The organism is Providencia sp. PROV202, assembly GCF_028479565.1.
In the GTDB taxonomy this organism is placed as follows: Bacteria; Pseudomonadota; Gammaproteobacteria; order Enterobacterales; family Enterobacteriaceae; genus Providencia; species Providencia zhijiangensis.
In genome coordinates, this window is the sequence record NZ_JAMPNV010000001.1 from 36,011 (window position 1) to 48,035 (window position 12,025).

Genomic DNA, 12,025 nt, shown 5'->3' on the forward strand with positions numbered 1-12,025 from the left:
AAGCTTATTTTTTAAAGGCAATCTCAGTAATACCTTGGTAAATTAATTTAGAAGCTAACCCGCCTAAAATCAATCCGACCACTTTGCCTATCACTTTATGGATACGGGAATACGTTCGTCTTACAGAAGAGAGTGAAAATGTCTGGCATAAGATAATACGCCAAATTAAAGAAGCCACCACAATTCCTAACCAAATCACAAGCTTAGTCCACAATGGTGTCGAAGGTGAAATCGTAGTAGAGAAAATACTCATGAAAAATAGAACGGTTTGAGGGTTAGATAAATCAGCAATTAACCCTCGACGAAAATAAACGCCCGTTGGAAAATTTTCTGTATTTTTTTCGGTGGCAAGAGACAGTTGCGTTTTATTTCGAAAGACACTGATCGCGTAATATAATAAATATAATCCACCCAAAATCTTAATCAGAGAAAATAGCGATTCAAACTGCGTCATTAATGCCACCAGCCCAAATAGCCCTAATCCTGAATAAATTGCATCCCCCAGAACAACCCCATAACCACAAGTTAATCCGGCTTTTTTACCTGAACTTAATGTCGTTTGAACTACCGTAAATAAGTTGGCACCAGGGTTAAAAAAGGTCAAAACAAACAAAAACAAGGTGATCAGAATACTGTGTAGTGGATCCATCATGGTGTCTCACATTAGCGGAGGATTTTTTTATTATAGACAGGGATAACCCTTCGGGATGCAATCTACGTCAGGTTATTGAAAATCCACCGTATGTGAACGAACGAAAAAACTATCCCAACGATTTTCGACGTTGCAGCAACCACTTATCTAACTCATTAGCAAATTGCTGGCGATCTCGTTGGTTTAAGCTAGCGGGTCCACCGGTTTGCACACCGCTAGCACGCATCGTATCCATAAAGTCTCTAATGGTCAGACGTTCACGGATCGTGGCTTCACTGTAACGTTCACCTCGGGGGTTCAACGCCACCGCGCCCTTTTCCATCACTTCCGCCGCCAATGGAATATCAGCTGTAATCACTAAATCACCAGCCTGTACACGTAAAACAATTTCATTATCTGCGACATCAAACCCTGCTGGAACTTGCAGTGTCTTTAAAAATAAAGAAGGAGGAACCGACAAACGCTGGTTCGCCACAAATGTAATTTGCACTTTTTCTCTATCGGCCGCGCGATATAACACTTCTTTAATCACTTTCGGACACGCATCCGCATCCACCCAAATCACCATATTGACGTTAACCTATCGATTTTATTTCTAGGAATGAATTGCTGCACATCATAGCATGTCATCAATCCCTTAGGAGGAACAAACTGCCGTTTCTTGGCGGTTGTCGAACAAATAGATGCTGAAATGAACCAACGTTTGACGCTGTCATGCCTATTTAGAAATGGCGCTCGAGCCTGAATATCAGCAAGTGATTTTACGGGATGCTAAAGCGGTGTTAAGGGAAGCCATCGCAAAGTCTAACTTACAGTGCGCGGATGCCATTGAAAAGATCATCACCAAACTGGTGGAGGATAAAATCATTGCCAACGTAGAGCCTCGCGCCCTCGCAGCATTACTCAATGGAGGCTTGTCCGAAGCAGCGTATTGGATAGCACAAGATAAGAGTGAAACGCGGCTAAAACAGAGTATTGCCAGTATCGATATACTACTGAACGGATTAAAAAAACCAGCAGAATAATAACAAAAGTAAGCCCGCTATATGGGCTTACCCGTTATTGACTCAAGATTAACGCAGTGATTTAAATACGCGAATAAATTTCTCGACATCTTCTTCGCTTGTGGACCATGACGTACACAGACGCACACAGGTTTTGCCCGCTTCCGGCGCAGGCATACTGCTTAAAATATAATGTTCCAGCAATTTCTTCGCTAAATCATCCGGTAGCACCACAAACACTTGGTTTGATTCAACTGGCGCTAAGAACTCAAAACCTTGCTGAGTAAAGAATGCGGCTAAATGCATCGCCATCTCATTGAGATGCTTACCCAGTTTGAAATAAAGGTCATCTTTAAACAGCGCGTTAAATTGAGCCGCTAATAACCAACCTTTCGCCTGCAATCCCCCTTTTTGCTTGATACTAAAGCGGAAATCAGATTTCAAGCTTGGGTTTAAAATCACTAGGATTTCACCGGTCAGTGCACCAATCTTAGTACCACCGATATAAAAAACATCCGTCAATTGAGCGATATCTTCAATCGTTACGTCGCTCGCATGGGACATTAAGCCGGAGGCTAAACGTGCGCCATCCATAAACAGCCATAAACCATGCTCATCACACACTTTACGCAGCGCAACCAGCTCATCTTTACGGTACACAGTACCAATTTCTGTGGAGTTACTGATATACACCAATTTTGGCTGTACACAATGCTCATCGGTATGATGTGCCAAAACTTGCTCAACCAGCGCTGGGGTTAACTTACCCGATGCTGAAGGAACAGTGAAAACTTTATGCCCTGTGGCTTCAATTGCCCCCGTCTCATGCACTGCAATATGCCCTGAATCTACCGCGATAGCCGCCTGATGAGGTCTTAATACATGGGAGATGGTAGTTAAATTGGTGATCGTGCCACCATTAAAGAAATGGATATCTGCATCTGGGCGCCCAATGCGCTGTTTCACTTGCTCAGCTACACTGGCACATAACGTGTCGGTACCATACCCTTCAAAACGCTTCCCCGCTAAGTTATTAAGTTCTTCCATCACTGCTGGGTGCGCTATTTCATTATAATCATTAATAAAGCTGTACATTGGCAACCTACCGTTAACTCATGTTGTATTAAAAATAAGCCAACAGTTATATGCGTATATCATTCAATGTTCAATGATATTTTTTAGATGATTACCCTCGCATTATATTACTGGTTGCGAGCGACGAAATGTCAGATTAAAGCGGTAAGCCCCAAGTTGAGGATGAACGCCTGATTTGATTTGGCGTACACCGTGATAATTGAGCCGTGATCGTCCGCCCCACACTAAAACATCCCCATGCTCCAGTGGAATTGCTTGACGTGGAGATTCTCGTGCCTGTCCACCAAAATCAAAGATAGTGGGCAACCCTAATGAAAAAGAGACTATCGGCTGGGAAAAATCCGCTTCATCCTTATCTTGATGCAGTGACATTTTAGCTCCCACACCATAGCGGTTAACTAGGCAGGCATCTGGAGCAAAATGAGAAAAGCCGGCTTTTTCAGCGGCATTTATCGCCAACTGTTTAAATAATGCGGGCATGCTGGGCCATGGCTGCTGAGTTATCGGATCGGCAAAGGAATATCGGTAGCCTTTATTATCCGTAACCCAGCCCCAATCACCGCAATTGGTCATTGCCACAGACATGGCGTACCCGCCAGGGGTTTCCATATGACGCAAAGGTGCTTGAGCAATCACTTCATTCAATGCAGCTAATAACGGCTCTCCTTGCCCAAGCAAAAAACCTTTAAGGAGATAAGCATCGGGCGCAATCTCAATCGTATTCTCTTCATCAGGAAATAACATAGTCACCACTCAGTAAAATGGGTGTCTACCTATATAAATAAGACACCTTGACCATTTAAGCGGCTTGTTGCTGCCTTTTCAAGGCCAATTTACGCTCTGCTTTTTGGCTACCCCAGACGCTGAGTAAAATCACCAACATGCCGAGAAACTGTAATGGGCTTAATTGTTGGTCGAGCCACATCCATCCCAGAATAACTGCGCTCATTGGGCTTAAGAAGCCCAGCGATGCCACTGAACTGGGTCCTAAGATAGCGAGACCACGGAACCATAATGCATAAGTCAATGCGCCGCCAACCAAGGTTAAATAACTCAGACCCGCGATATTTAACAAACTCAAGGAAGGTAACGCAGGTTCAAGTAATAGCGCGAAAGGCAGTAAGACTAACCCGCCTGCGGTTAATTGCCACGAGGTAAAGGTTAAGGCGGAAACGGGCGGCTGCCAACGACGGCTCAGTACTGTTCCTGCAGCCATAGAAAATGCCCCGGCTAAGCCCGCAATAATCCCCGTTAAATCTAACGCAGCACTTGGCGTCAATAATAAAATAGCCACTCCGAAAATACCGCTCAGTGCGGCAAATATCGAAATACTCGATAGCGGGCTGCTTAATAACCAACGGCTAAGGAATAACACAATCAGCGGCTGAATTGCCCCCACTGTTGCCGCCACGCCACCCGGTAAACGGTATGCAGAGATAAACAATAACCACCAAAATAGAGAAAAATTTAAAATGCCGAGAATAAACACCCGTCCCCACCAAATTCCTTGAGGCAATTTGCGTAAAAATAGCAACAGCAGCAGCCCTGCGGGCAGTGCGCGTAGCATCGCTAACGTCAGGGGCATCCCAGCAGGCAGCATTTCCGTGGTGACCAAATAGGTGCTTCCCCATACAATCGGTGCTAATGCCGTTAAAAACAGAACCCAATATCTATTCATGATCACGCTCACGTTGATTTATCTTGAGGTCAAGATAAATTCAAACTACCTTGACGTCAAGATAGATTATTGTATGATTTGCCGATGGATAGAATAGATAAAATCACTCAACAGTGGGAACGTGAACGCCCCGACCTTGATATCAGCGCCATGGGGCTGATTGGTCGCCTAGGTAACGTTGCCCACCACCTGACCCGTGAAATGGAAAAGGTATTTGCCCAATTTGGTCTAAATCGATCAAGTTTTGACGTACTCGCCACTTTGCGCCGTGCAGGTTCCCCTTACACACTATCACCCAGCGATATGCTAGCGACCTTGATGGTGACGTCCGGCACCATGACCAACCGCATCGATCAGCTCGAGAAAGCCGGTTATGTCGCGCGTCATGTCAATCCTGATGATGGGCGCGGTTTTTTGGTGAGTTTAACAACGGAAGGGTTGGATTTAATTAACCAAGTGGTCACCGCCCATACTGAAAATCAATCCCGTTTGGTGGCGTCACTGACGAATGAAGAGCAACAAGCGCTTAATCAGCTATTACGGACGTTTCTCAATCATTTAGAATCATGAAACTTTTAGAGGGGAATTCCTTTTCCTCTCTCTATTTTTAAGCGCTAAATTAGCTATTCAATTCAAATGGCATCAATTTTTGCGAACGCTCAAATTGATCGCAAAGATACACCAAACGCAGTAAATTTTCGGCGGTTTGATTTTCTCTTTTGACGTAATGCGCCAGTTGCTTAGCAAACCACAACATCCCCAAATCCTGCAATGTACTGACCACAAAGTTTAACTCGTCCATTTGACTTGCTGATAACTGCGCACGCCCCGTGCAGCTTTGTGTTTCCAATACCGCCAAGATTGGACGGGTAATCTGCTGTGCCAAGGTTGGCACTGGCGCAAATGCTGTGCGGTCTTGCTGCTTTTTCGCCATATATTCAGCAATCGACGTCATAAACTTGGAAGACTGTTTTTTACGAGGTACCGATTCAAAGTCGAGATAAAATAACTCAATACCCTGCTCTTTTTTCAACCAGAGGGTTTTCGGCGTAAGCTGTAGTTGTTGCTGAGAGACGCTGACTTGAACGGATACCGCACTAATTTCCCAACCTTTCTGAGTGATAAAACGCAACTCTTCAATTTTGTGATTTTCCGTACCTTGCCAGTCTAATCGCAAAAATGCCCGATTCTGATTTCCATCCAGCACTGCCCAACTGACACACTGCTCTATTTCATTCCAATGCAGCGGTTCGTAGCTGTCGATATGCAGCACAACCGGTTCAAACTGGGCATCATCGGTGAGCGCATTGAAATAGGTCGTTGCCGATTTCCAATCATCAAACCCCAGCTCACTTTTCAATGCTTGGTAATCATCGAATGAAATGTGCGGCGCTTGGCTAACTGCATAGCTATCGCCGCTAGCCGCAAGTTTGCCCTCATCGGATAAGCGTGGATTGTGCAATTCAAAGCCACTGCTCATCAGGCTATCTGCCGTTTGTTTCCAAATGGCTAGCGTTTGCCAGACAGTGTAACGGGTGAAATTCGAGTCAAGGGTATTAGCTCGAGCTTGGCTACACTGCACCACTTTTTTCTCTTGTTTATCCCAAAAACTAAATGTTCCCCCGATAGCGCCACTTTGGGTTTGCCACCACTCGGCATGAATCGGGATCAAAGAAAGAATGTCCGTTTTACTGTCATATTGGCGACGACCAAAGGCGCGCAATAGTGCAAGTTTATCGTCGCTGGCGTGAGTTAATTGGTAAAGATAGCCACTGATCTGCGCGATAAACCGCAAAACTTGCCCTTCATCCATCGTGAAATGGCGCTGGGCTAATAATTTCACTTGATAGCTTAAACGCTTTAAATAATTGGCTAAGCGAGGCAAACCTTCCGCACGCGCTGACATATTCAATAAATGCAATTGCGCGGCGCTGCTTTGGCTTATATGGGAAAGCCCCTGACGCAGCATATCGTGAATAAAACGCTGGATAGTCGCAATCACCGCATGCTCATCGGCGCTCAATGCTAGCATGGTCTCGCGGTTAGGCATAAGATCGTCAGGCCAATTCCACGGCTGATTATGTTGAAGAAAGACCTTAGCGATCGCTGCCAAATGTAGGGCTTTTTGCTGCTTCTCAGGTAATGATGACAGCATCCCTTGAAAACCATTACCCCGAATATAGATAATTGGCTCGTCGTACTGAGGGATCGTGATTTTCAGTTGGTTAGCTTGGTCGTCTAAGATCACGGTGTGATCTTGCCAATCCTGTAAGATCTTCACCGCCAAGCGGCAATCGGGCTTACTGTTTTGCTTAATTAATGTGGGAACATCGAATGCCAACAGCTCAGGTAATAGTGGTTCAATATCGACAGACTCCGAACTATCTTCTGTAGAATCAATCGATTGTTCATCGCTGTTTGTTTGTACCCAAAGCACCGCGGCTAGAATATGTTTGCAGCAACCCGAAGCCGAACAGTCGCAGCTGGCTTTTTGAACCCCTTGAGGATCTAACGTAACGTTCTGTCCATCGCTGGTAAAAGTTCCATCCGCTAAACAAATCGGAGAAACTTTACCACTTTCCAGATCCTTACGAGCCCGGCGCAGCACTCCGACGTTGGCAAATACGGCCAATGCATCATCATCATAATGTAAATAAACGGTTTTCCAACTCATTGCATCACCTCAGCCAACCAGTGAGCGAAATGCTCTGGGGTTAACGCCGCCACACTCATACCGCGATCCGCCAGCTTCTGGGCAATCTCCGTATCATAAACCGGTAATGCATCATCATCTAAAGCGGCTAATCCCAACAATTTCACTTGCTGGCTATTCAAGCGCTCAGTGCAATTGAGCAGATTATTCAACGCCCCGCCTTCTTCAAAGTCGCTGATCAACGAAATCACCGTGCGTTTCGGATTGCGGATCAAGCTCTCGCAATAATGCATCGCTTTGGCGATATCGGTTCCCCCACCGAGCTGCACGGTCATTAATACTTCCACCGGATCATGGGCCAAGTGGCTGAGATCCACCACTTGGGTATCAAACACCACCAAAGAGACACGCACCGTTGGCAATGCCGCTAAAATACTGGCACACACCGCCGCATACATAATCGAACTCGCCATCGAGCCACTTTGGTCGACGCACAAAATCACATCCCATGGCAAATGCTGTTGCTGGCGGGAGTTAAAATACGGAGTTTTAATCACTAAGCGCTGATTTTGTTGATCATAATTCTTTAAATTCGCAGCAATGGTGGCTCGCCAATCAAAATTACGACTATTGGGGAGTAGCGATCGCTTAAAACGGTTACGACGTCCCGTTAACGCTTGGCGAAACTGATTACGCATCTGGCTTAAAATATCATCCACCACTTTGCGAATAATATTCTTCACCGCATCTCGCGTGTCTTCGCTCATTTTACCGCGCAAACTTAATAATGATTTCGCTAAAGCTTTGGTGGGCTCCATCGCATTCAATGCCTGCGGGCTTTTTAATAAGCTGCTGATTTCATAACGCTCTAATGCCTGTGACTGCATTCGTTCAAACGTGCTGTTCGGGAACAATTTACGGGCTTGATTCAGCCAGTTCACTGCTGTCAATTGGGAAGCATCTAGCGAGCCATGGCGCCCACCTTCTTGGCGTAAACCGCGACGTTGGTATTCACGACGATATAAAAAATCCAATGACCGCTCGATTTTGAGCTCATCGCCATTTAACGCCGCCTGCCCCAGTGCACCATCCGCATATTGACCTAAAATAAGGCGCCAGCGTTTCGCTAATTGAAGTTGTTCTTCAGTTAATTGCGCCTCTTCTGGCTGCTTATCCATGAGATAGCCCCTCATTTTGCAGCGCAAACCACTCGGTTAACCCTTGGTTTTCAAGCTGATGCTGAATTTTTTGTTCTAATTCCATGGCTTGGAGTAATTGTTGCTGATTAAATTGTGTCTGATGGAGAGTTAAATCTTGGGTATCCATCGATAATTTTTGCGCGACCACCCGCGCCATTTGCGCATTCTGTTTCGGGGTTAATTGGCTAAAAGCAAAACGCAGATCCGGTAACACTTGCAAGAAACGTTCATCATCCCACTCACCCAATAGTTCATTGAGTAACTCTATTAATAGAGGTAAACGCACAACCAATTCCGGTGCAGTACGCATAATGCCAATGAAGTAGCCGATGGCCAGTTCCGGGTCGCTACCTAAACTGAACGTCCGCTGAATTTCCTGGGTCAGTACCGATTCATCAATTTGGCCACCAAGATAACGAATAGCATCAACCGCCCCTTTAATCAGCGGCGCGTGATTAAGGCCCCCATCCAACCGGCTCAATTGTGCATAAAATTCTGTGGAATAATCCGTATCGCGGCTTATTTCCGGCATAAAGGTAATTAATTCGCGGCAAGACTGTAACGCATTAAAATAGTGCTCTTGCTGCTGTTCGTCCCCTTGGGCCACCTGATCTAAGCAGAAAAAGGTCTGAGAGAGTACTTTATCAATCCGCTGTTTGATGCCGGTTTCTTCTTCAAGATCAAAAAAGCTACGCCCGCGCCATAGATGCACCAGCTTATGACCACAGGCCACTAATGATTCAAACTGGCTATCGTGCTGAATATAACGGTCTAATAAGGTAAACAGCGTTGGAATGCGCTGATGAAGTCCAATCAACGCAGCCTGCATCAGCAATGTCACCGCGCTTTGACTCGAACGGCTGACGCCTTGTTCCTCAAGCTGTTTTTCCATCGCTAAAATTTTATTCAGTGCAATGGCTTTTAATTGCGTGCCTTTTTCAGAAAGCGCGATCAGCTCCCCTTCCACATTTGGCGTCCACGCGTATTGCCACTCTTCAAACAGTAAATCCATCTGGTTACCCGAAAGAAAATTAGGGCCAGAAAGCGGTTTCGCGAAGTGGATCTCTAAGAAACTCAAAAGATGCAGAAAACGGCTGCGCAAGCGGTGTTGCTTATTGCGATAAACGTCTAAGCGACTAACTTTGGCTAATGTGTCATCCAATTTAAAGCGAAAGCCTTTCGCCAATGAATAGGTTTCAGACACCAATGGCGGTGTGATGGTGCCTTTGGGGATCTGCCCTAAGGTAAAGCCAGAAAAACAGGTTTTGATTTGCTGCCACAGTTCATCTTGGCTTTCATCTAAGCTGCCTTTGATAAATGCACTTTGCAGCCCATCCAATAAATCATAGCGACCCGCGCCCGTGTGCCCACGAAATGCGGCAAGTCTCAAGCTCTGTTCTGCGGCGAGTTTGACGGATAAGAATCCCGGCGCTGCATCAAATTGCTTTTCTCGTAACACTTCAGCCACGTAAGCCAAAAACTGAATACCGAGCTGATTTCGATATGCTGCCGTAGCAGCCACTTTTTGCTGAACCTGATCTGCTCGCTGCGCCAACAACCCTTCCCATACTTTTTGATAAAAGGCTGGCGAAGGCATGCCGGAGGCGTAACCATTCAACGCATCGAGCCGGTCAAAGCTATAACGGATAAGCCAAGCGCTGTCGCGTTCTGCCAACTTTTGCTGAGCCGTAAATTGCTTTTGTTGCTCGGAAGAGAGTTTAAATTGCTGTGCCGCAGCCTCCCCAAGCCCTTCAAGCAGTGCCAAGGTATGAAACCCGCCCGTCACGACCACAATTTTCGCGTTTGGCTCTGTTGCTTTAATGGTTTGAATGTGCGCTTGCATATGGGTTTCACGCTGAGTTGAACCCTCCGAAGCCAGTACTTCCGGTTCGTAATCTAAACGAGCCAATGCACACCAAATAAAGGTATCACGGAAGAAATCAGTCCAATTGGCAACCGAGGTTAATGGACGCAACTCAAACAAATGTTCCCACAGTTCATCGTGATCACGGCACCCACACTTTTTTGCTAACTGAGCAATAAATAAGCTATGGGCAAGGTAGCGCTCCCGTTGTAGGCTTTGATGTTGGCTTTCGCCTTCCTGGTCAAGTTCTACTTGCGCGGTCCATGGTAAATCGATAAAACGCAATTGTGCTTTATGCTGCTGCCCAACATGTAGCGCTTGCCATTCAGGGGAATATTCGCAAAAAGGGAAATAGGCCGAACGTGTGACAGCGTCACTTCCATCTTGCTCGGCAGTCGCATTTTTTAGGGTAGTTTGCCCCATAATCGCCACTGGTGGTCGAGTCTCTTTATCCAATAAACCCGCGATTAATGGGTTAAAACTGTCGGGACCTTCTATCAGCACGTAATCAGGCTTAACCTGCTCAATTAAGCTCAATACGCTATAAGCACAGGCGGGACTATGGTGACGAACAGGGGCAAAATAGAGCTGTTGCTCCCCCAGTGTTTTCCACTGTTCAAGCGCCAGCTGTAGCCGTTCTGGCAATGTGATATGTTGCAATGTGACCGTTGATAAACTCACCGATGATGTCTCTTATTGAGCCAGTGTGGCAACACGCTGTTTGCCACACTGGGATAACTCAGATTATTGCCAGAATTCACGAGATGCATCGAAAAAGGCTTTCCATGCTTCGCTCTGTTTCGCACGTTCGCGAGCAACGTTATCAATGTAATAACGCATCCGTTTGATATCATCTGCATTATCTTTGAGTACCACACCAATCAGCTGGCGCGCGACCGCGCCTGCGCTCAGCGTGCCATCCCCTAAATAGTGCGCTTCCAATGCACAGGCATAGGCGATATTAACTGCTTCTGCCGTAGACATCACCGCATCTGGGGTTTTAATACTCCCGCCATCTTTGGTATTGCCTGAACGTAATTCTTGGAACGTCGTGACTAATAATTCGATCACATCTGTTGGGACAGTCACTTTGCCATCCAGCTCGCCAAGTTCAACGGTCAATTGTTTGTTGATCAGTTCAATTTCAAATGCCGGATCTTGGATGGGTTTGACGGTTTCGAAATTAAATCGACGCTTGAGTGCCGATGACATTTCATGCACACCGCGGTCACGTAAGTTAGCAGTACCAATCAAGTTAAAGCCTGATTTGGCGCTGATCCGCGCATTATCTTTCATTTCAGGGATCATCATTTGCTTCTCAGACATCATACTGACCAGCACGTCCTGAATTTCAGGTGGGCAGCGAGTGATCTCTTCAAAGCGCACAATTTTGCCTTGTTGCATTCCTTGGTAGAGTGGCGAACTGACTAATGCCTTCTCAGTTGGACCTTCCGCCAGTAATAGCGCGTAGTTCCACGAATATTTAATATGATCTTCCGTGGTACCCGCCGTGCCTTGAATGGTTAAACCGGAGTCACCGCTGATCGCCGCGGCTAATAACTCGGACAGCATGGATTTCGCCGTACCCGGCTCCCCTACCAGCATTAACCCTTGTTTACCCAGTAAGGTCACAATGGCGCGATCTACTAGCGCATCGTCACCAAAAAATTTGGGGGTAATTTGCAGTGCTTCATCCCCAAGAATAAATTGACGTACCGCCCGCGGGGAACGTAGCCAACCTTGTGGTTTTGGGTTGTCTTTATCCGCTTGGGTTAATCGTTCTAATTCATCCGCAAAGCGTACTTCTGCGCTTTCACGCAGAATACTTTCCGTTACTTTTTTTGCCTTAGCCATGTCAATATCCTAAATTTATGCGTCGA

At 46.1% G+C, this 12,025-nt stretch carries 11 protein-coding genes; 2 read left to right on the top strand and 9 right to left on the bottom strand.

Going from position 1 to position 12,025, the window contains the following annotated elements; genetic code table 11:
* Nucleotides 1-4 precede the first annotated feature (4 nt).
* Both PR799_RS00180 and PR799_RS00185 read right to left on the bottom strand, forming a co-directional pair.
* Entirely contained in the window at nt 5-652 is a 648-nt protein-coding gene (locus tag PR799_RS00180; RefSeq protein ID WP_132495961.1) for a homoserine/threonine efflux transporter, read from the bottom strand.
* Between the two features lie 109 nt (nt 653-761).
* Nucleotides 762-1,220 (bottom strand): YaiI/YqxD family protein, encoded by a 459-nt coding sequence (locus PR799_RS00185; RefSeq protein WP_154626918.1) that lies wholly within the window; start codon nt 1,218-1,220, stop codon nt 762-764.
* 160 nt (nt 1,221-1,380) lie between these two features.
* Here PR799_RS00185 and PR799_RS00190 point away from each other — a divergent pair, with 160 nt between their 5' ends.
* A complete protein-coding gene (locus PR799_RS00190) occupies nt 1,381-1,677 on the top strand; it encodes a hypothetical protein (protein ID WP_272520954.1) in 297 nt (98 codons plus the stop codon).
* 48 nt (nt 1,678-1,725) lie between these two features.
* On the opposite strand, the gene PR799_RS00195 is transcribed toward PR799_RS00190, so the two are convergent.
* The 3 genes from PR799_RS00195 to PR799_RS00205 form a co-directional block, all read right to left on the bottom strand.
* Complete coding sequence (locus tag PR799_RS00195; protein ID WP_154626914.1) at nt 1,726-2,751, bottom strand: threonine aldolase family protein; 1,026 nt, start codon at nt 2,749-2,751, stop codon at nt 1,726-1,728.
* 102 nt (nt 2,752-2,853) lie between these two features.
* Complete coding sequence (gene alkB, locus PR799_RS00200) at nt 2,854-3,495, bottom strand: DNA oxidative demethylase AlkB (RefSeq protein WP_272520955.1); 642 nt, start codon at nt 3,493-3,495, stop codon at nt 2,854-2,856.
* A gap of 55 nt (nt 3,496-3,550) precedes the next feature.
* The gene (locus PR799_RS00205) at nt 3,551-4,429 is read right to left on the bottom strand and encodes an EamA family transporter (protein ID WP_272520956.1); all 879 of its coding nucleotides are present in this window, start codon (nt 4,427-4,429) and stop codon (nt 3,551-3,553) included.
* Between the two features lie 84 nt (nt 4,430-4,513).
* Between PR799_RS00205 and PR799_RS00210 the strand changes: the two genes are divergently transcribed.
* Nucleotides 4,514-4,999 (top strand): MarR family winged helix-turn-helix transcriptional regulator, encoded by a 486-nt coding sequence (locus PR799_RS00210; protein WP_272520957.1) that lies wholly within the window; start codon nt 4,514-4,516, stop codon nt 4,997-4,999.
* Between the two features lie 49 nt (nt 5,000-5,048).
* Here the strand turns inward: PR799_RS00210 and PR799_RS00215 are convergent, their stop codons facing one another.
* From PR799_RS00215 to PR799_RS00230, 4 genes are all read right to left on the bottom strand, one after another.
* The gene (locus PR799_RS00215; protein ID WP_272520958.1) at nt 5,049-7,103 is read right to left on the bottom strand and encodes an SWIM zinc finger family protein; all 2,055 of its coding nucleotides are present in this window, start codon (nt 7,101-7,103) and stop codon (nt 5,049-5,051) included.
* Nucleotides 7,100-8,260, bottom strand: coding sequence for a VWA domain-containing protein (locus PR799_RS00220; protein WP_272520959.1), 1,161 nt, complete (start codon nt 8,258-8,260; stop codon nt 7,100-7,102). Before PR799_RS00220 ends, PR799_RS00215 begins: the two co-directional genes overlap by 4 nt.
* Complete coding sequence (locus tag PR799_RS00225; RefSeq protein ID WP_272520960.1) at nt 8,253-10,826, bottom strand: DUF5682 family protein; 2,574 nt, start codon at nt 10,824-10,826, stop codon at nt 8,253-8,255. Before PR799_RS00225 ends, PR799_RS00220 begins: the two co-directional genes overlap by 8 nt.
* Before the next feature lie 63 nt (nt 10,827-10,889).
* Nucleotides 10,890-11,999, bottom strand: coding sequence for an ATP-binding protein (locus PR799_RS00230; RefSeq protein WP_272520961.1), 1,110 nt, complete (start codon nt 11,997-11,999; stop codon nt 10,890-10,892).
* Nucleotides 12,000-12,025: the final 26 nt, after the last annotated feature.